The sequence below is a fragment of the Hafnia paralvei genome, from assembly GCF_020150375.1.
GTDB lineage: Bacteria > Pseudomonadota > Gammaproteobacteria > Enterobacterales > Enterobacteriaceae > Hafnia > Hafnia paralvei.
This window is the reverse complement of sequence record NZ_CP083737.1, coordinates 3,983,730-4,003,918: the sequence shown is the minus strand read 5'-3', so window position 1 is coordinate 4,003,918 and position 20,189 is coordinate 3,983,730. Positions and strand designations below refer to the sequence as shown.

Here is a 20,189-nt window from a genome sequence, read left to right as displayed (position 1 = left end):
TTTTGTCTCTAACCGAGTACCATCGTCAAGTTATTTGAGAATAGTAAATGCGGTAGTGACATGTTTCACGCCGCTGACCTGACTGGCTGTTTTGGCCGCCGCTTGACCTTCTTCCTGAGTGACTAAGCCAAGCAAGAACACCTCGCCATTTTCGGTGGTCACTTTCACGTTAGAAGATTTAACCGCATCGCTGGTTAACAGCTGTGAACGTACCTTAGTGGTAATCCAAGTATCGCTGGAGGCGGTGCCTAAGCTCACCGGTTTGCCGGTACGAATTTCGTTGTAGACAGCGTTAGTTCCATCTACGCCCATGGCTATCTGTTTGGCTCGAGCGCCCAGATCGGCCGACGGTGCTTGGCCGGTTAGCAATACGGTGCCTTGGTAAGCGGTGGCAACGATACGGGCTTCTTTTTTCAATTGCTCATCTTTGCCGAGTGCATTCGACACACGGGCTTCGAGCGTACCATCATCGACCTGTGTCCCTACACTGCGGGGATCGGTGGCGGTCTTGGTGGCCACGGCAGCACTACCGACAACGGCAGCGGCGATACATCCCTGAAGCAATAGCGCGCTCATCACGACGAGTGCAATTGGAAAACAGCGGGTTAACGGGGAACGCTTAGTCATCGAGACTCCTTCAATCATCCTGATGGGGGAACAACGTATTATCAATTAAGTCACAGAGGCAATTGACCGTAAGCATGTGCATTTCTTGAATGCGTGCACTGCGATGCGAAGGTATGCGGATTTCCACATCTTGCTGTCCAAGCAGCCCCGCCAGTTCGCCTCCGTCATAGCCTGTTAGCGCAACAATGGTCATGTCGCGGGTGACTGCGGCTTCAACGGCTTTCACGATGTCACGGCTATTGCCGCGCGTCGAGATAGCTAACAAGACATCACCTGCGTGACCGAGGGCTCGCACCTGCTTGGCATACACTTCATCATGTAGTCGATCATTGCCTATCGCTGTTAAGACCACATTATCCGCATTTAGTGCAATGGCGGGTAAACTTGGGCGTTCGGTCTCGTAGCGGTTAATCATGCTAGCGGCAAAATGTTGGGCATTGGCGGCGGAAGTACCGTTACCGCAGCAAAGAATTTTATTGCCGTTCAGCAGTGACTGCACCAGCGTCATGGCTGCGCGAGAAATAGCGTCAGGCAAGGCCTCGGCCGCAGCAATCTGAGTTTGAATACTTTCGGTAAAACAGCCTTTAATTCTTTCCAGCACGGTAAATGTCCATTGGTTCAGGTAGCTAAGGCGAAATTATTCAGTCGCCGTAAATGCGTTTGGCAGCCATTGTAACTGGCTACCCGTGATTGCCAAAACATCAAAGCGACAATCTGTGGTTTCGAAGCTGCCGTCACGCTCAGCCAACCAGATAGCGGCACTACGCAATAATCGGCGCTGTTTGGTATAGCTGACCGACGCAGCCGCGTCGCCATAGAGAGAGGATTTACGATAGCGAACTTCAACAAACACCCAAATATCGCCATCGCACATAATCAAGTCTAACTCGCCACCACGTAGCGTCACGTTAGCGGCGTAAAAACGAAGTCCGGCACGTTCAAGATATTGGCGCGCGAGCAATTCATACTGCGCGCCGATTTGTCGCCGGTTACTTTTAGGCTTACCCACTATTGCATCGGAACGATGGTTCCTGAGCGGTACTGAAGCCATGGCAACTTCCTGTTGATGACACAGTTACTGTCAGCACTCAGAACACCGGTTGAACCATTTAATTGGAAACCACCAATTTGGCGCATCTGCGAGAAGTGGTTCGCGAGAACCCAAGCATCAGCCCCCATGGCATACAGGCGTACCAGAGAGTAGTCGTTTTTAAACTGAGACGCGGCTTGCTGCAGTAGCGCTGGATTGCCTCCTGCCAGTAATGGAATGTCGCTGAATTGCAGCCCATCCATTTCTAAACGGAAGTCAGGACCAGAGCCAGCTTGATAGCTACGCGAGCTGGCGTACAAGCCTAGTCCGTTACGCGAGCCGTTGGCTAAATCGATCATAGGTTTAATCAACGTCAGTTCAGCTGGCGTTGCGATGATATAAACCGCATCCACGTTGCCGCTGGAGGTAGAAACCGCGCCTGCATCCGCTGGAGGTGCCGGAATAGTTAAACCCGCAATCGTGACAGACTGAGGCTGTGATGCCGCTGCGACCGAGACTGGCTGGCCAGTCATACGAATACCAGAGCCGCCGTTGATGGCTTGACGAAGTTCTCCCGTTGAGCCAAAGCCCTGCTGGAGAACGGTAGAACCGCCGAGTTGTTGCCACTCTTGCGCAAAGGCTTTCGCGACACGATCGCCCAATGAACCGCGTGGCGCCAAAATCAGCGGAGAGCGTTTTCCTTGTTCCCAGATGTGTTTCGCCGCGTCACGAGCTTCATTTTCTGGTGACAGCGCGAAGTAACAGATATTTGGGTTGTTCTGTACTTGTTCTGGCTGGTTAAGTGCTAATACGTTCAGCGGTGTACTGGTCGTCGATAGCTGATCAACGTTCTCTTTAAGCAATGGGCCGACGACCAGCGTTGCGCCGTCTTGCTTGGCCTGTGCCAGAAGCGCCGGCAGTGGCTGGCTGCTGGTATCATAGACTTTAATCTGCGCATTGCTGGCTGAAGGCGGCACGATAGGCGCAATCGGCATGCCATCAGCATCTGCTTGTGCTGTTGGTGCTGTTTCGGCAGCAGGCTGTGCACCGCTGGTGCTGACTGCGCCGTTAGCGTTTGGATCGGTTGTGGTTGGCTGAGTTGCGTTGGCATCGCTAGGCGCTGCGGCAGGCTGTGGTTGGGTTGGTGCGCTTTGAGTTATTGCCCCATTTTTTGCCGCATTGAAGCCCGCCTGTATGGCGTTGGCAAAAACCTGAGCCTGACCATTCATTGGCAGTAATAAAGCGACGTTTGAGGTTGATGCCTGTTTGAAGTTCAGCACATTATCCAGCGCGGTCGGTAAAACTTTTGACGCTGGATTGTTTGGATAGCGTGTTTGCCAATCTTTAATTGCCGCTTTGAGCAGGCTTGGGTCTTGCTTGTTGTCTTGATATAAACGCAGCAGATCCAGCCAGCCTTGAAGGATGTTTTCATCCGCGTTGATCACCAGACTATTGAGATCGGCCTGTGTCAGTTGAGTTAATGCAGCCCAAGTACCATTGATGTTTTGTACTTGCTGTTTGTCGTTGAGCAAAGGCTCTTGGGCAATATAGGCGCGAATAACAGGCAGCGAGGCTTTGCCTTGGCTCGCGTCGATGACTGCCTGATAATAGCGTGCTTTTTGGCTATCAGAGAGCGAATCGATGTTTAGCTTGGACAAAATCGCCGATGCATTAGGCATATTTTTTTGAGCAATGTAGAGTTCAGCGCTCACTAACTGCTGTTCCTGACGTTGGACATCAGTTAGCTCTTGCGGTAGCTTGCCCAGCAATTCCGCAGCTTGTGGAAGCTTTCCTTCGCGGATCAGGGCACGAATGGCGAGTAATTGCCAGTCAGCCTTGTTATCATCGCTGCTCTGCTGCATTTGTTGCAGGTAGTATTCGGATGAAGACGTTGCTTCAGCCTGAATATCTGCCGCTGGTGTCTGTGGAGCTCGTCCCGGGCAACCCGCCATTAACATAGCGGCGAGTACGACGGGGATAATGCGTCCGGACTTGGTACGGACAATGAGTGAGGAAAGCATACTGTATCCAGTGCAGTTTTTTCAAAGATGCTCAATATTAAATCGGTAAACCGGATGAAACAATGAATCAAGACGATCAAGCTGTAATTTCTGCTGCAACGCTGTATGTCGTTCCGACTCCAATCGGGAATCGCGGTGATATTACTCAGCGCGCTTTGGATACTTTGAAAGCGGTCGATTTGATAGCAGCAGAAGATACTCGACATACAGGCCTACTGTTACAGCATTTTGCTATTAATGCCCGTCTTTTCGCTTTGCATGACCATAATGAACAACAAAAAGCAGATCAGTTGATTGCAAAACTGCAAGAAGGTCAAAGTATTGCGTTAGTCTCAGATGCCGGTACGCCTCTTATCAATGATCCTGGCTATCATTTGGTTCGTCGATGCCGTGAAGCGGGTATTCGCGTAGTGCCTTTGCCCGGTGCCTGTGCGGCCATTACCGCCCTGTGCGCGTCAGGGATTGCCTCTGACCGCTTCTGCTACGAAGGTTTCCTGCCAGCGAAAACCAAATCGCGTAAAGATACGCTGCTGGCGCTGTTGGAAGAGCCGCGGACGTTGATTTTTTATGAGTCTACCCACCGCCTGATTGATAGCCTGAAAGATATGGTGGAAGTGATGGGGCGCGATCGCTATGTGGTATTAGCGCGTGAGTTGACCAAAACATGGGAAAATATCCACGGTGCGCCAGTGGGCGAATTACTCGACTGGGTGTTAGAAGATGATATGCGCCGCCGTGGTGAAATGGTGCTGATCGTTGAAGGCCACAAGGCCGATGAGGATGCCCTGCCTGCTGAGGCATTACGCACTTTGGCTTTGTTGCAAAAAGAGCTGCCGCTGAAAAAAGCGGCGGCTTTGGCTGCGGAGATCCACGGGGTGAAGAAGAATGCGCTGTATAAATACGCGCTTGAGAACGCAGAGGGTGACAAATAGGGCGTAATACCCTATTATCCGCCGCGGAGTTGACTAGACAGTCGCCGCTTCATTGCCGTCCCCTTCGGGGAGACAGATGGAGGGGAGGAAAGTCCGGGCTCCATAGGGCAGGGTGCCAGGTAACGCCTGGGAGGCGCAAGCCTACGACAAGTGCAACAGAGAGCAAACCGCCGATGGCTCGCGCAAGCGAGATCAGGTAAGGGTGAAAGGGTGCGGTAAGAGCGCACCGCGCGGCTGGCAACAGTCCGTGGCAGGGTAAACTCCACCCGGAGCAAGGCCAAATAGGGGTTCACATGGTACGGCCCGTACTGAACCCGGGTAGGCTGCTTGAGCCAGTGAGCGATTGCTGGCCTAGACGAATGACTGTCCACGACAGAACCCGGCTTACCGGTCAACTCCCTCATTCGTTAAAAAGCCCCGCGAAGCTTATGCTTGGCGGGGCTTTTTTCATTATGTATCCGTTTCGCGCTTTGCGCTGTTCAACAGGGTTGTCCTGTAACACGGATTATTTAGGCTATAAGTGCTTCTTCTGGTCTTTTGCCGATGACTGCGGGCTTTCAGTGGTAGAATCGGCGTCGCTTTGCTCTTCAGGATCTTCTTCTACCGGTGTATTGGCCGTCAGTAAATAAGGTGATTGTTGCCAACGTGAACGCCGTGTTTGCAACAACGAGCGTGCCAGAATAATGCCTATTGCTAGAGACAACAGCATCATCAGCCGTAACAGATTGGTGGTGTTATCCACTTGCTGAGATTCAGTTGCCAGCACATGAGTATCTAGCGTCATACGCAAAAAACCAATCGGGCCATCTTTGGTACTGATCATTTGTACTATCTGGTGGTTAAAATAGCTGCCTGCGCGTTTTCCATCGAGAGCCAGCCTGTCACGCACAGCCACTTTTTCCCCTGAACGGGCGACCATCGTGCCATCAACGTCGTATACGCTAGCATCTAAAATACGACTATGCTCAGTCAGTCGATTTAGGATCTGCGTGATTTTTTCACTGTCAGGATCGTCGTTGCCGGTATTCATCAATGGAATGAGACGATCGGAGACCTGTTCGGCCAACGTTTGTGCCAGTTCCTCCACCTGCTCAGAACGTGCCATTTGGTGGCTCAAGCTGAAATAGGAGGCGCCTTGCATTAAAAGCACTAATAAGGCCAAACAAATCAGCACAATAGCGGTGCGATGGAGCCTGAATTTAATTTTAGCCTTAACCATAGCTAGCCCTATAAGAGGTTTATCACTTTATGTTGCCAGAAGCCTTACCGATAGGATAGCTTGATGCTCGGTTTTGTGGTGGCGATTGAAGTCTTCAAAGGAGTTGTTGTTATGCCAAACAGTCTGACTTATTGCGATTTGCCGGCGGAAATTTATCGTTGGCCGGGCTTACCCCTTTCTCTTAGCGGTGATGAAGTGATGCCGTTAGATTATCGCGCTGGTCACACCGGATGGCTGCTTTATGGACGCAATCTGGACAAGACCGCGCTATGCGCTTTTCAACGTCGTCTTGGCGCAGCCATGGTGGTGGTAACCGCGTGGTGCATCGAGGATTATCAGGTGATCCGGCTTGCGGGTAATCTCCCCGCTCGTGCGAAAAAGCTAGCCGATGAACAAGGGCTGGATATCGCCACTTTGGGCAAAATTCCTCATTTGCGCACGCCCGGTTTGCTGGTCATGGATATGGACTCCACCGCCATTCAAATTGAATGCATCGATGAAATTGCGAAATTAGCAGGCGTCGGTGAGGAAGTTTCAGCGGTCACCGAGCGTGCAATGCGCGGTGAACTGGATTTTAAAGCCAGCCTGCGTGAGCGAGTCGGTAAACTAAAGGACACCGATGTATCGGTGCTCGAAACGGTGCGGGCAACGTTACCGTTAATGCCGGGGCTGAGTAGCCTAATACGTAAGCTTCAATCTTTGGATTGGCATGTCGCCATCGCGTCTGGCGGCTTTACCTATTTTGCTGACCACTTACGCGATCGCTTTGAGCTGGTGGACGCGGTATCAAATCATCTTGAAGTTAAGGATGGTAAACTTACCGGCAAAGTTATTGGGCCGATTGTTGATGCTCAATACAAAGCGGATACCCTGTTAAAGCTGGCGGAAAAGCTGGAAATACCGTTGTCGCAAACGGTCGCTATCGGGGATGGTGCCAACGATCTGAAAATGATTCAGGCGGCAGGTTTAGGTGTGGCTTTCCATGCGAAGCCAAAGGTGTATGCACAGGCTTCGGTGGCTATTCGCCATGCGGATTTGATGGGGATACTGTGTGTTCTGAGTGCTAGTTTGAAGCACGAAGAACGATAGTCGTTTCACCTCATTTCAGTTTCCCCCTCGTAATTGAGGGGGAGCTCGGTGATGATATCTATTCGACATTTTCTGCCGCAATCATTAAGAGTCTGTATAAAAAAACAGTAAATACCCCTTATCTCCTGCTAGAATTCCCCCATCTTCATTTGTGACTAACACCGTTCTAGGAGTCTTCGTGGCGAAAGCAATCAAACGAGCCTTTGTCTGCAACGAATGTGGTGCGGATTATCCGCGTTGGCAAGGGCAATGCAGTGCCTGTCAGGCGTGGAATAGCATTACTGAAGTCCGCTTGGCGGCTTCTCCTGCTGTGGCGCGTGCGGAGCGGTTGTCTGGTTATGCGGGTGACGCAGGCGTTAGCAAAGTACAGAAACTGTCTGAAATCAGTCTTGAAGCATTGCCACGCTTTTCAACCGGATTCGCCGAGTTTGACCGAGTCTTGGGGGGCGGCGTGGTGCCAGGCAGTGCGATTCTTATCGGTGGGAATCCCGGCGCGGGGAAAAGTACTCTGTTGCTGCAAACATTGTGCAAGCTCTCACAGCAGATGAAAACCCTGTACGTAACGGGGGAGGAGTCTCTCCAGCAGGTCGCGATGCGAGCCCACCGTTTAGGGCTGCCTACCGATGGGCTGAATATGTTATCAGAAACCAGCATCGAGCAAATTTGCCTGATCGCCGAACAAGAGCAACCAAAGCTGATGGTGATTGATTCGATTCAGGTTATGCATATGGCCGATATCCAGTCATCGCCGGGCAGTGTGGCGCAAGTTCGTGAAACGGCGGCTTATTTGACTCGTTTTGCTAAGACTCGCGGTGTTGCTATCGTGATGGTTGGGCACGTGACTAAAGATGGTTCACTGGCAGGCCCGAAAGTTTTAGAACACTGTATCGACTGTTCCGTGTTGCTGGATGGCGATGCGGATTCTCGTTTCCGTACCCTGCGTAGTCACAAGAACCGTTTTGGCGCGGTGAATGAATTAGGCGTGTTTGCCATGACTGAGCAAGGGCTGCGCGAAGTTAGCAATCCTTCTGCGATTTTCTTGAGCCGTGGTGAAGAGATTACTTCGGGGAGTTCAGTGATGGTGGTTTGGGAAGGAACGCGCCCGCTATTGGTCGAAATTCAAGCGCTGGTGGATACGTCGATGATGTCAAATCCGCGCCGCGTAGCGGTTGGATTGGAACAAAATCGTTTAGCCATTTTACTTGCGGTTTTGCATCGCCACGGCGGCTTGCAGATGGCGGATCAGGACGTGTTTGTCAACGTCGTTGGAGGCGTTAAGGTGACGGAAACTGGAGCCGATTTGGCGCTATTGATGTCACTGGTTTCTAGCCTGCGCGATCGCCCATTACCGCAAGATTTGGTGGTGTTTGGTGAGGTTGGATTGGCGGGAGAAGTACGCCCAGTCACCAGTGGTCAGGAACGAATTTCCGAGGCTGCAAAGCATGGATTTAAGCGCGCTATTGTTCCTCATGCGAATATGCCGAAAAAGCCGTTGCCAAATATGCAGGTCTTTGGGGTGAAAAAGCTCTCTGACGCATTAGATGTGCTGCAAGATTTATAAGGCTTTACCCGTCCTAGCGCGCGAATTATCTCGCGTATAATCGCGGCATTCATGCTACTTTTGTTTAGTTAACTAAACGTGAGGAGGCGTGAATGTCGCAGTTTGATTATCTAAAGACCGCCATTAAGCAAAAAGGCTGCACATTACAGCAGGTGGCTGATGCCAGCGGAATGACCAAGGGCTACCTTAGCCAGCTGCTGAATGAAAAGATCAAAAGCCCGAGTGCGCAAAAGCTTGAGGCTATTCACCGCTTCCTAGATATTGAATTTCCACGAAAAGCCAAGAGCGTTGGCGTGGTTTTTGGTAAATTCTACCCCTTGCATACGGGACACATTTATTTAATCCAACGTGCTTGCAGTCAGGTCGACGAACTGCATGTGATTTTATGCCACGATGAGCCTCGTGACCGCGACCTGTTCGAAAACAGCGCGATGTCACAACAGCCGACCGTGAGCGATCGCCTGCGTTGGTTGTTACAGACATTCAAATATCAAAAGAATATTCGCATTCATTCCTTTGACGAGCAGGGCATAGAACCCTATCCACACGGATGGAAGGTGTGGAGCGATGGGATGAAAGCGTTTATGACTGAAAACGGGATTACGCCGAGCGTGATCTATTCCGGTGACAGCCAAGATGCGCCGGTTTATCACGAATTCTTTGGTATGGAGACGATGCTGATTGATCCCGAGCGTTCGTTTATGAATATCAGTGGTGGGCAGATCCGTCACGATCCGTTTAGATATTGGGAATACATCCCCACCGAAGTGAAGCCTTTCTTCGTGCGTACTGTGGCAATTCTTGGAGGGGAATCCAGTGGAAAATCGACACTGGTGAATAAGTTGGCGAACATTTTCAATACCACCAGTGCGTGGGAATATGGTCGCGACTATGTCTTTTCACACCTCGGTGGTGATGAGATGGCTCTGCAGTATTCTGACTACGATAAAATTGCACTAGGACACGCTCAGTATATTGATTTTGCAGTAAAATATGCCAACAAAGTGGCGTTTATTGATACTGATTTTGTGACTACGCAGGCATTTTGCAAAAAATATGAAGGGCGCGAGCATCCGTTTGTTCAGGCGTTGATTGATGAATACCGTTTCGATCTCATTATTCTGCTGGAGAACAATACGCCGTGGGTTGCGGATGGATTGCGTAGTTTGGGAAGCTCTGCGGAACGCCGAGAATTTCAGGAACTGTTAGAGCAAATGCTGCGAAAGAATAATATGGAATTTGTTCGTGTTGAATCCTCCGACTATGATGAACGCTTCCTGCGCTGCGTCGAATTGGTTAAGCAGATGTTGGGTGAGAACACGGATCAGGCTTAAAAATTTCAGCTGAAAGTGAATAGAAGAGCTAATTGTCTATTCATTTTCAGCGTCGAAAATAGGCAAAAAAACACTTACTCAGCCTAAATTATGTGACTTAATGTTATTAAGTATGTATTTCTATCATATTTATTATGTGATTTTAGAATGATAATTGCGGAGTTATTTTTTATATAAATCTTTTCTGTCGTTTTTTTTACTCTTCATTATTAATTATTTTTCAGTAAGCTTTCTTATGTATTGATATAACAGAATTTTTTATTCAACTCTTTTTATCCATACAAATAATGAGTGTATTTTCTCTGATTCTACATTGCCTGAGCGCGGGTGAACCATCGATTCTCTGCTGCTGCCTACCAAGCTAACTAATTTATCTGTGCATTGTCATAGTGATATGTCATAGGGATTTTAATCCATTCTCTTATTTTACCGCCTCATTGCTGTTGAATTAATTTGCTGTTATTGGGCGTGCACTATGATTAGTAGCATCGCCACGCACTCCGTATGTTGGTTTCTGGGAGAGTTAGAATGAGTATGTCATTTAAACCGTCAATGATTGCACTGCTTTGCGGCATTGGCGTTGTTGCGGTTGCGGGTACGGTTTTGGTGAAAAATGGATACATTAGCTGGCAACAGCCAAAGGCCGCAGAAACTCAGCCGGAGACGCCGCCAGTCGCGCCCGTGGTCAAAACATTCACTCAGCCACAGCTCGATCAGCTCGTGGCGCCTATCGCGTTGTATCCCGATCCGGTTTTAGCGCAGATCCTGATGGCATCTACCTATCCCTCTAACGTGGTGCAGGCCGTGCAGTGGTCACGTGATAACCCTAAGGCTCAGGGGGATTCTGCCGTTAAGTTAGTCGCGAATCAGCCGTGGGATCCTAGCGTTAAGTCATTGGTCGCGTTGCCGCAGTTGCTTGCGCTCATGGGGGAAAATCCTGAATGGGTACAAAATCTGGGCGATGCGTTTTTAGCTCAGCCAGATGATGTGATGAACACGGTACAAAAGCTGAGGCAGGCAGCGCAGAAAAATGGATCGCTGACCTCTAATGCGCAGCAAAAGGTGATTGTCCAACCGGCCAAAAATACGGTGAGTGGTCATAGCGCGGGTAAATCGACGACCGTAGCTGAATCGCAGCCGCAGACCATCATCATTCAGCCAACCAATCCTCAGGTTGTCTATGTACCCAGTTATAATCCTAATGTGGTGTATGGCACTTGGGCTACGCCTGCCTATCCGCCCGTTTATTTGCCACCGCCTCCGGGAGAAGTGTTTACCAATAGCCTAGTTTCAGGAATCGGGTTTGGTATTGGTGTCGCGACGACCTATGCCTTGTTCAGCAGTCTGGATTGGGGTGATGACCATCATGACGATCACCACCACGACGACGATCATCATGATGATGGGCATCATGATGATTACCACGGCGGGGGGAATTATCATCAAGGCAATAACTACGTCAATAACAGCCATGTGAATATCAACGTCAACAACTATAACCATATCACCGGGGGAAATATCGGTGGTGCAACGCAGTGGCAACATAATCCTGCCTATCGGGGAGGGGTGCCATACCATGACCCAGCCACTTCGCAGAAGTTTATCTCCGGAGCGACTCAGGCCAACGTGGGGGGCAGCTCGGCCAAAAAAGTCGATCTTAGTTCACTGCATACTCAAGACGGAAACCCGTCGGTTTTATCCGGTCAGACTCACTCACCTGCAAGCCAGAATCTGAAGGCCATTGCCCAGCGTGATAACCTGCGCGGCTTTGATAATGGTACGACTCATATGACGGGAACGGACGGGCAGAGACAAAATGCGGCGGCGGTTTTCAATCAACAAACTCAGCATCATTCGTCAGGTGTAGCGACGGCTAACCAACCCGATCAGCGTCGGCATAATGCAGAATCTGTTTTGCACGAACGAGCCCAACCATCGGCCCCTGCACGTCAATCAATACATCCATCCGTAAATCCATCGGTGAATCAACATCCTGTAGCAGCCAAAAATTCTGGGGAGCAACGGCCCGCCCATAGCAATCAAATGGGGGAGACACATTTTAGCGCGGCGCAGAATCATAGCCAGCAGAATGGCTTTCAGCAGCATAATAACCCGCAAACGGTAAACCAATTTAATCAACAGCAACACGCGAATCTGTTCAGTGGTAACGCGAGCAGTGCTCCGAATTGGCATCAACAGCAAGAGCGCGGTAATCAGAGTCTCCAACGGATGAATAGCGCGCCGACCCATCATGCACCGTCGCGCCCGTTACCTGAGCCCAATAATTTGCCGCTGCATCGTCGCTAGTTTACGAGGAATTATGATGAGCAAAATAAGGTATTTCCTGATTGCGGCGAGCATGCTAGCTCTGCCCCTATCGGCACTAGCGCAACAGGTGTTCGAACAGCCAGAGCAGGCCGCGCAGGCTCTTGTGAAAGCTATCGCCGATAATGATAGTGAAGCGTTAAAAAATATTCTCGGGGATGACTGGCGCCAATATCTGCCCGAAGACAGCGTGGAGCAAACTGCGGTAGATCGTTTTCTTCGCGATTGGCAGGTATCTCATCATATTGAACAACAAGGTGATTCCGCTTATCTCAATGTCGGTGATAATAACTGGCAACTGCCTTTACCGATGGTAAAAATTCACAACGGTTGGTCCTTTGATATGCAAAAAGCGGCTGATGAGATCGATACTCGCCATATCGGTCGTAATGAGCTTTCGGCCATCGGTGCGATGTCTGCCTTTGTGGATGCGCAGAAAGAGTATTGGGCGCACGGTATGAATCAGTATGCACAGAAGATTATCAGCAGTGATGGAAAAAAAGATGGCTTGTACTGGCCAGTGAAGGAGGGGGAGGCGCCTAGTCCGTTAGGTCCTGCCTTTGGACAGGATCATCCTGGTACCGATTATCATGGCTATTACTATCGTATTCTCTCTGCGCAAGGGGCTTCGGCTAAAGACGGTGAGCTTAGCTATCTGGATAACGGAAAGATGACTAAAGGTTTTGCGATGCTGGCATGGCCGGTAGCGTATGGCCACAGTGGAATAATGAGTTTTATGGTGAATCAGGATGGCGTGGTATATCAGCGAGATTTAGGTGTTGATAGCGACGCGTTGGCGCGCAAAATCAGCCTGTTCGATCCTGATAAAAATTGGCAGGTCGTTCAGTCTCATTAATGCATAAAAGCCTCCCCTTGACGGGGAGGCTGGGAGCGAAATCATTAAAATTCAATCACCATCTTGCCGCGCATGCGTCCTTCGGCAACTTTGTTATGGGCTTTTTCCAGATTTTCGATAGAAAAACCCTGCAGCGTATCGCTGAGAGTTCCCTGTAGCTTACCTTCATCAACCAATGCCGCGACCTGATGCAGGATTTTGCCCTGTTCGGCAATATCCGGCGTATTGAACATACTGCGGGTATACATGAATTCCCAGTGCAGAGCGGCGCTTTTCATTTTTAGTGCCGACTGATCTAATGGGTGGCTGTTTTCCACGATGGTACAAATTTGTCCCTGTGGGGCGATGAGATCGCTGATTGCCGCCCAGTGTCCGTCAGTGTCGTTAAGGCAGAAAATGTAATCAACCTGCTTGATATTGTGCTCAGCCAGACCACTTTTTAAATCATGCCAATCCACGGTGAGATCGGCTCCGCGTTCTAAACACCATTGAGCCGAGGATTTATTCGAAGCCGTGGCGATAACCTTCACTTTGCTATTCAGTGCAGCCAGCGAAATGGCGAGCGATCCCACGCCGCCTGCACCGCCGATGATCAGGAGCGTTTTATCCGCATCGGCGTCTTGAACTTTCAAGCGTTCAAATAAACCTTCCCAAGCGGTGAGCGTGGTGAGTGGCATTGCGGCAGCCTGTGCCCAGTTCATACTTTTAGGCTTGCGCGACACGATGCGTGAGTCGATAAGCTGTTGGGTGCTATTGCTACCGGGACGAGTGATGTCACCGGCATACCACACTTCATCCCCAATGCTAAATCCGCTGACTTTACTGCCTACAGAGATCACGACGCCGCTGGCGTCCCATCCTAGAATGCGTGGCTGTTCTAGCCCGTTTTTAATGAGATTGGCACGAACTTTGGTATCCACTGGGTTGATGGAAACGGCTTTGACCTCAACCAGCAAATCGTAATCCGTTGGCGCTGATATTTGCGGATGGATGACGGTAAATTCTTGTGGGCTGGCGGGATTTACTGCGATTGCGGTAATAGTCATGCTGAAACTCCGATGTAGGTGCAGGATTGCATTGCATGAAATCAGTGTAGATGAGCTGAACCTTGATGATAAGATGGACAATCACTAACTAAGTGTTCTGATTTAACGAACAATGGGGTGGAATGTTTAATCAATTACAGGACATGGCCTTATTTGCGCTGGTGGTCGAGTGTGGGAGCTTTACGTCAGCAGCACTGCGCGCGGGGTTGCCCAAGTCTAGCGTGAGTCAGAGGGTGAGCAATTTAGAGCAACAGCTTGGTCTACGTTTGCTAAATCGAACGACGAGGCAATTAAATCTCACGTTTGCCGGAGAGCGCTATTTAGTGCATTGTCGAGAGATGATTCAGGCGGCCGAACGTGCCGATCTGAGCTTACAACGTTTGAAGGATAATCCGAGCGGACGCCTTCGAATTACTGCTCCTGCTGGGATTGGCGCTACGCTATTGGCTCATGTATGTAGCGATTTTCGCCTAAGCTACCCAGAAGTGAGTTTAGAAATCTTCATTTCAGATGTCATGCGCGATTTAGTTCAGGAAGGATTTGACGTTGCATTACGCACGGGGAAACCTCAGGACTCTTCGCTGGTGGGACGCCGCTTGGGGTATTCACCGCGCTATTTATTGGCCTCTCCCTCCTATCTTGCTCAACATCCAGAGTTGGAGCATCCAAAGCAGCTAGAGCGACACCAGTGTATTGCCCATCGTGCGTGGCATGAATGGGTATTGCAGCGCGGCGGTGAGTTCTATCGCTGGGAACTGCCGATGGATCATGCTGCTGATAATTTACTGTATGTGCGCGAGTGTGTTCTGGCCGGTGCAGGGATTACGCTTCTGCCCGCATTTTTATCGCAGGAGCTGGTGGAGCAGGGACGTTTAGTCAGAGTACTACCTCAGTGGGAAGCTGAGGGAAATGAGCTGTATCTTGTTTATCCTAGCCGAAAACTGAATTCCCCTGCGCTGGATCGCTTTATTGAAATGGCTCTCAACCATGCTTCTTTTGCTGAATACAATCAGGCACTCCGTTAATAGACAATAAAACGATTGAACGGAATAGAAAAAGGCTCCCGCTGGGAGCCTTTTTGCATTAAAAATAACTATTTAGTCATTTTCTTATATTTGATGCGATGTGGTTCAAGGGCTTCAGCACCCAGAGTACGTTTTTTGTACTCTTCATATTCAGTAAAGTTACCTTCGAAGAATTCAACCTTACCTTCATCCTGATAATCCAGAATGTGGGTTGCAATACGGTCTAGGAACCAGCGGTCATGGGAAATGACCATTGCGCAACCAGGGAACTCCAGCAAGGCGTTTTCCAGTGCGCGCAGGGTTTCAATGTCGAGGTCGTTGGTGGGTTCGTCGAGCAGCAACATGTTGCCGCCAACCTGTAACAATTTGGCCAGATGTAAACGGCCACGTTCACCACCAGACAACTCACCTACGCGTTTACCCTGATCGACGCCTTTGAAGTTAAAGCGCCCAACGTAGGCGCGGCTTGGCATTTCAAAGTTACCGATACGCATAATGTCTTGACCGTTGGAAACTTCTTCCCAAACGGTTTTCTTGTCATCCATGCTGTCACGGAACTGATCGACAGAAGCTAGCACCACGGTTTCACCCAGATCGATAGTGCCTGAATCTGGCTGCTCTTTCCCAGAAATCATGCGGAACAGGGTCGATTTACCTGCACCGTTCGGACCGATAATGCCGACGATCGCGCCTTTTGGCAGTGAGAATGACAGATCTTCAATCAGCAGGCGATCGCCGTAGGATTTAGACAAATTCTGCACTTCCAGCACTTTATCGCCCAAACGAGGTCCAGGTGGAATGAACAATTCGCTGGTTTCGTTACGCTTTTGATACTCAACGTTGTTGAGTTCTTCAAAGCGAGCCAAACGTGCTTTACCTTTAGATTGGCGGCCTTTGGCACCCTGACGCACCCATTCCAGTTCTTTCTCAATGGATTTGCGGCGAGCGGCTTCGGCAGAAGCTTCTTGCGCCAAGCGCTGATCTTTTTGTTCCAGCCAAGAAGAATAGTTGCCTTCCCATGGAATACCTTCACCACGGTCAAGTTCGAGGATCCAGCCTGCAACGTTATCGAGGAAGTAACGGTCATGGGTAATTGCCACAACGGTTCCTTCATAGTCGTGCAGGAAGCGTTCCAGCCATGCCACAGATTCTGCGTCTAAGTGGTTAGTGGGTTCGTCAAGCAGCAGCATGTCTGGTTTTTCCAGCAGCAGACGGCAAATCGCAACGCGACGACGTTCACCACCGGAAAGATTAGCAATCTGTGCATCCCATGCAGGTAGACGCAGCGCATCGGCGGCGCGCTCTAGTTGGTTATCCAGATTATGTCCGTCGTGAGACTGGATAATGGCTTCCAGTTCGCCCTGTTCTTTCGCCAGTTTGTCGAAGTCTGCGTCAGGATCGGCATACAGCGCATACACTTCATCCAGACGGGTCAGTGCGCGTTTTACTTCGCCAACGGCTTCTTCTACGGCTTCACGAACAGTTTGTTCTGGATTGAGTTTTGGCTCCTGTGGCAGGTAGCCGATTTTGATCTCAGGCTGAGGGCGAGCTTCACCTTCGATTTCAGTATCAATACCCGCCATGATGCGTAGCAGGGTAGATTTACCTGCACCGTTCAAACCCAGAACGCCGATTTTGGCGCCAGGGAAGAAACTAAGAGAAATGTCCTTCAAAATGTGACGCTTCGGCGGAACGATCTTGCCGACGCGGTGCATAGTATAGACGTATTGAGCCACGGCTATATACTCCTTGATTTATAAGGGTTTTACCTCTGCCTCATGCTTTCATGGGACACAGGCGGGGCATAAGCATTTAAATGACATTCTGTCATTGGCGCGACAGGGCATTTTATGAAGGCGGAGTTTAGCCCGTTTTAGCGTTTTATCCCAGCCATCGTCGCATCATGCCGGCGTTTTCCGCTTAAATTGTAGAGACAGCGCCCATCATTTATGCCGAATATCAGGTTTATTTCTCTCGAGTGAGAAATAAATAGATAAGAATTTTCTTTCCTACAGGCCGCGTCAGCACAGGATTTACCCATGAAATCACTGCGGGTTATTCGAGATGATTAGAAAATAGGTGTTGCTTATAAACCTTAGGCATGAGTAAATAGCGTCATCGGTTTGGAACACAGACCTTATGTGAAAGCAGTTTTAGTAAAGCAGTCCTCAGTTCAAGCGTTATCCTTAGATACCTCTTCTTCTCGTGAGTCTCCTCCTAAGTGCCCCCATAAGCTAGCTCTGACGACGAACCTCGTTCGCTGCAATAATGTGGCTTAAAAAATTGAAAGGAAGTATCTAATGTCTAATAAAATGACTGGTTTAGTAAAATGGTTCAACGCTGATAAAGGTTTCGGCTTCATTTCTCCTGCTGACGGCAGCAAAGATGTATTCGTACATTTCTCTGCAATCCAGAGCGATAGCTACAAATCCCTGGACGAAGGTCAGTCAGTTGAGTTCACTATCGAGAATGGCGCTAAAGGCCCAGCAGCAGCTAACGTAGTCGCTCTGTAATCTCAATAGTTTAGTATTGTTTACGATAGCGATGACGGTATAGACCTGAGCAGTTAAAGAATACTAAAACGAAAAAAACCCGCCTTGAGCGGGTTTTTTTATGCCTAAAATTCACGACTGCTTTGTTTTGCAGCATTGGCTGTTTATGTTGATACTCGACAGGCTGAAAGTAAAAGTTGTGAAGAAAGACAGGGGCTGAGGGAATGCTCTGCTAAAATCGCTGTCTATGAGTAGTATTGTTTTAACGCGAGGAAAGGTGAGATGGTCATGGCGGACAATTGGCGTGCTTGGGGTATTGGTTTATGTTTAGTCGCTGTGTCCGGGAGCAGTTTTGCTGACTCTTTGGATGCTCAGCGTCAGCGTTACTTACAGGTGAAACAGGCCTGGGATAGCAACCAGATGATGACGGTTAATCAGCTAATGCCAACGCTGCGTGATTATCCTCTCTACCCCTATCTTGAATACCGCCAACTGACACAGGATCTTGGTCAGGCTACGACGATAGAGATTAAAGATTTTATCGCCCGCAACCCAACGCTGCCTCCAGCAAAATCGCTGCCAGCTCGCTATGTTAACGAACTCTCACGTCGTCAAGATTGGACTGGGCTACTCGTGTTTAGCCCTCAACCACCTAAGCCAATTGCCGCGCGTTGTAACTACTACTATGCCCAATATGCAACGGGACATCAGAAGACGGCATGGGATGGGGCGCGTGATATCTGGCTGAGTGGACAGTCTTTGCCAACAAACTGTGACAAGCTGTTTGATGCTTGGAAAGCGTCTGGCGATCAGACTCCACTGACTGTTCTTGAGCGAATGCGTTTGGCGCTCAAGAAAGGTAATAACGGCTTAGTGAGTTTCTTAGCTAAGCAATTGCCGGCGGATTATAAAACGATGGGCGATGCGCTAGCGAGTCTACAAGCCGATCCGCGTAATGTTGAAGCTTTTGCGCGTAATGTTGGTCCAACCGATTTTACCCGTGATGCCACTGAAATTGCTTTCTCGAGTTTAGCGCGTCAGGATGCAGACTCAGCCCGAGCAATGTTACCAACGCTGGTTCGCCTGCAGAAGATTGATGCTAAGCAGCGACAGGCCATGGAAGACAGCATTGCGTGGCGATTAATGGGTAACGATGCAACGACCGAAGATATTCAATGGCGCGATAACGTTATCAAAAATAGCAATAGCGCTTCGTTGATCGAACGGCGCGTACGTTTGGCCTTGGGTAACGGTAATAAGAAGGAAATCCGAACTTGGCTGGCGTTATTGCCGCAAGACGTGCGCGATAAAGATGAATGGCGTTATTGGAATGCCACGGTGATGATTGAGGATGGAAAGCGTAGCGAAGGTGAAAGTATCTTACGTGCGCTAACACAGCAACGCGGCTTTTACCCAATGGTTGCAGCGCAAAAACTGGGGATTACTTATCCACTCCAGGTTGAGGTTGCGAATAAACCGACAGCGGCGTTGACGAAAGACCCTGCGATCGATCGTATTCGTGAATTGATGTATTGGAATATGGACAATACGGCTCGCAGCGAATGGGTTTCACTCGTGAGCAGTAAATCGAAACAGGATCAGGCTGCGCTGGCTCGCTACGCCTATGAACAAAATTGGGCGGATCTGAGCGTTCAGGCAACGATCACTGCGAAGCTTTGGGATCATTTAGAAGAGCGTTTCCCAATGGCGTGGCCGCAGCAGTTCCGTCAGGCTACGGAAGATAAAGGTATTTCTCAATCTTATGCCATGGCAATTGCTCGTCAGGAAAGTGCTTGGAATCCTAAGGCTCAGTCGCCGGTGGGGGCTAGCGGGCTCATGCAGGTGATGCCAAAAACCGCCGAGCATACCGCGCAGATGTTTAATCTGAGCAATTATATGAATAGTAGCCAGTTACTGGATCCGGTGACAAATATCCAGATCGGTACTAGCTATCTAGAATATGTGTATCAAAGTTTGGGGCGTAACCGAATCTTATCTAGCGCAGCGTATAACGCGGGTCCGTCGCGCGTGAATACTTGGCTTGGAAATACTGGGGGACGCGTTGATGCCGTTGCTTTTATTGAGAGCATTCCTTTTTCTGAAACCCGTGGCTATGTGAAGAATGTTTTGGCCTATGATGCTTACTATCGCTACTTCATGAAGCGCCCAACCAAAATCTTAACTGACGCAGAGTGGGAGCGCCGTTACTGATTTCTGTGTTAGGCCGCTTTGACTGCGCAAACTTTGTGGTATGCTGCCGTACTAGTTAATGAGTATTTTCTCACCAAGAGTACGGCAGCTAATCATGACAAACCGATCCCTGACCGATCCTGCGCTCAGCGCACAAGAAAATGATGACTGGCAACGCTTTGTTGAATTGTTAAGGCAGGCGTTTGCCGAAGATTTACAAGGCCCTATGCTTCAGCTATTTTTGACGCCAGATGAAAGAACGGCGTTGGCGACGCGGGTGCGAATCATTGAAGAATTGATGAAAGGTGAAATCAGCCAGCGTGAGCTTAAAAGTCAGCTTGGAGCCGGTATTGCTACTATTACGCGTGGTTCCAATAGCTTGAAAACGGCCCCCGCAGACTTGAAAGCGTGGCTGGAACAGCAACTGCTTTCTGATAAATAA

The 20,189-nt window shown here is 49.6% G+C and carries 17 protein-coding genes and 1 other RNA gene; 11 read left to right on the top strand and 7 right to left on the bottom strand.

Features of this window, described 5'->3' with window-relative positions:
* Positions 1 to 30: 30 nt before the first annotated feature.
* From dolP to K9N75_RS18560, 4 genes are read right to left on the bottom strand one after another with little or no spacing between them, the layout of a single operon-like run.
* Positions 31 to 627: a division/outer membrane stress-associated lipid-binding lipoprotein gene (gene dolP, locus K9N75_RS18575; protein ID WP_008815193.1), complete on the bottom strand. Its 597-nt coding sequence runs from the start codon at positions 625 to 627 to the stop codon at positions 31 to 33.
* A 10-nt stretch (positions 628 to 637) separates the two neighbouring features.
* A complete protein-coding gene (diaA, locus tag K9N75_RS18570) occupies positions 638 to 1,228 on the bottom strand; it encodes a DnaA initiator-associating protein DiaA (protein ID WP_004091302.1) in 591 nt (196 codons plus the stop codon).
* A 36-nt stretch (positions 1,229 to 1,264) separates the two neighbouring features.
* Positions 1,265 to 1,678, bottom strand: a complete 414-nt coding sequence (locus K9N75_RS18565; protein WP_048797480.1) for a YraN family protein — start codon at positions 1,676 to 1,678, stop codon at positions 1,265 to 1,267.
* A complete protein-coding gene (locus tag K9N75_RS18560) occupies positions 1,636 to 3,678 on the bottom strand; it encodes a penicillin-binding protein activator (RefSeq protein WP_224451987.1) in 2,043 nt (680 codons plus the stop codon). Before K9N75_RS18560 ends, K9N75_RS18565 begins: the two co-directional genes overlap by 43 nt.
* A 62-nt stretch (positions 3,679 to 3,740) precedes the next feature.
* On the opposite strand from K9N75_RS18560, the gene rsmI reads away from it, so the two are divergent.
* Positions 3,741 to 4,610 (top strand): 16S rRNA (cytidine(1402)-2'-O)-methyltransferase, encoded by an 870-nt coding sequence (rsmI, locus tag K9N75_RS18555; protein WP_008815190.1) that lies wholly within the window; start codon positions 3,741 to 3,743, stop codon positions 4,608 to 4,610.
* 25 nt (positions 4,611 to 4,635) lie between these two features.
* Positions 4,636 to 5,013: RNase P RNA component class A (gene rnpB, locus K9N75_RS18550), an RNA gene on the top strand.
* A 111-nt stretch (positions 5,014 to 5,124) separates the two neighbouring features.
* Here rnpB and K9N75_RS18545 read toward each other — a convergent pair.
* Positions 5,125 to 5,829, bottom strand: coding sequence for a YtjB family periplasmic protein (locus K9N75_RS18545; RefSeq protein ID WP_008815189.1), 705 nt, complete (start codon positions 5,827 to 5,829; stop codon positions 5,125 to 5,127).
* A 111-nt stretch (positions 5,830 to 5,940) separates the two neighbouring features.
* Between K9N75_RS18545 and serB the strand changes: the two genes are divergently transcribed.
* The 5 genes from serB (at position 5,941) to K9N75_RS18520 (ending at position 12,994) form a co-directional block, all read left to right on the top strand.
* The gene (gene serB, locus K9N75_RS18540) at positions 5,941 to 6,918 is read left to right on the top strand and encodes a phosphoserine phosphatase (RefSeq protein ID WP_224451986.1); all 978 of its coding nucleotides are present in this window, start codon (positions 5,941 to 5,943) and stop codon (positions 6,916 to 6,918) included.
* 178 nt (positions 6,919 to 7,096) lie between these two features.
* A complete protein-coding gene (gene radA, locus K9N75_RS18535) occupies positions 7,097 to 8,479 on the top strand; it encodes a DNA repair protein RadA (RefSeq protein WP_008815188.1) in 1,383 nt (460 codons plus the stop codon).
* A gap of 92 nt (positions 8,480 to 8,571) precedes the next feature.
* On the top strand, positions 8,572 to 9,813 hold the full coding sequence (nadR, locus tag K9N75_RS18530; RefSeq protein WP_008815187.1) for a multifunctional transcriptional regulator/nicotinamide-nucleotide adenylyltransferase/ribosylnicotinamide kinase NadR: 1,242 nt from the start codon (positions 8,572 to 8,574) through the stop codon (positions 9,811 to 9,813).
* A 528-nt stretch (positions 9,814 to 10,341) separates the two neighbouring features.
* Positions 10,342 to 12,120 carry a DUF3300 domain-containing protein gene (locus tag K9N75_RS18525; RefSeq protein ID WP_224451985.1) on the top strand — a complete coding sequence of 593 codons (1,779 nt, stop codon included), beginning with the start codon at positions 10,342 to 10,344 and terminating at the stop codon, positions 12,118 to 12,120.
* A 16-nt stretch (positions 12,121 to 12,136) separates the two neighbouring features.
* Entirely contained in the window at positions 12,137 to 12,994 is an 858-nt protein-coding gene (locus tag K9N75_RS18520) for a DUF2950 domain-containing protein (RefSeq protein ID WP_130975634.1), read from the top strand.
* A gap of 44 nt (positions 12,995 to 13,038) precedes the next feature.
* Here K9N75_RS18520 and K9N75_RS18515 read toward each other — a convergent pair whose 3' ends face one another.
* Positions 13,039 to 14,040: a zinc-binding alcohol dehydrogenase family protein gene (locus K9N75_RS18515; RefSeq protein WP_130955071.1), complete on the bottom strand. Its 1,002-nt coding sequence runs from the start codon at positions 14,038 to 14,040 to the stop codon at positions 13,039 to 13,041.
* Positions 14,041 to 14,162: 122 nt separating this feature from the next.
* Between K9N75_RS18515 and K9N75_RS18510 the strand changes: the two genes are divergently transcribed.
* Positions 14,163 to 15,065 carry a LysR family transcriptional regulator gene (locus K9N75_RS18510; RefSeq protein WP_008815183.1) on the top strand — a complete coding sequence of 301 codons (903 nt, stop codon included), beginning with the start codon at positions 14,163 to 14,165 and terminating at the stop codon, positions 15,063 to 15,065.
* Positions 15,066 to 15,133: 68 nt separating this feature from the next.
* Here K9N75_RS18510 and ettA read toward each other — a convergent pair whose 3' ends face one another.
* Complete coding sequence (gene ettA, locus K9N75_RS18505) at positions 15,134 to 16,801, bottom strand: energy-dependent translational throttle protein EttA (protein ID WP_224451984.1); 1,668 nt, start codon at positions 16,799 to 16,801, stop codon at positions 15,134 to 15,136.
* Positions 16,802 to 17,365: 564 nt separating this feature from the next.
* On the opposite strand from ettA, the gene cspE reads away from it, so the two are divergent.
* The 3 genes from cspE (at position 17,366) to trpR (ending at position 20,189) form a co-directional block, all read left to right on the top strand.
* Positions 17,366 to 17,578, top strand: a complete 213-nt coding sequence (cspE, locus tag K9N75_RS18500) for a transcription antiterminator/RNA stability regulator CspE (RefSeq protein WP_004091319.1) — start codon at positions 17,366 to 17,368, stop codon at positions 17,576 to 17,578.
* 261 nt (positions 17,579 to 17,839) lie between these two features.
* The gene (sltY, locus tag K9N75_RS18495; RefSeq protein ID WP_039184905.1) at positions 17,840 to 19,768 is read left to right on the top strand and encodes a murein transglycosylase; all 1,929 of its coding nucleotides are present in this window, start codon (positions 17,840 to 17,842) and stop codon (positions 19,766 to 19,768) included.
* Positions 19,769 to 19,862: 94 nt separating this feature from the next.
* Entirely contained in the window at positions 19,863 to 20,189 is a 327-nt protein-coding gene (trpR, locus tag K9N75_RS18490; RefSeq protein ID WP_004091325.1) for a trp operon repressor, read from the top strand.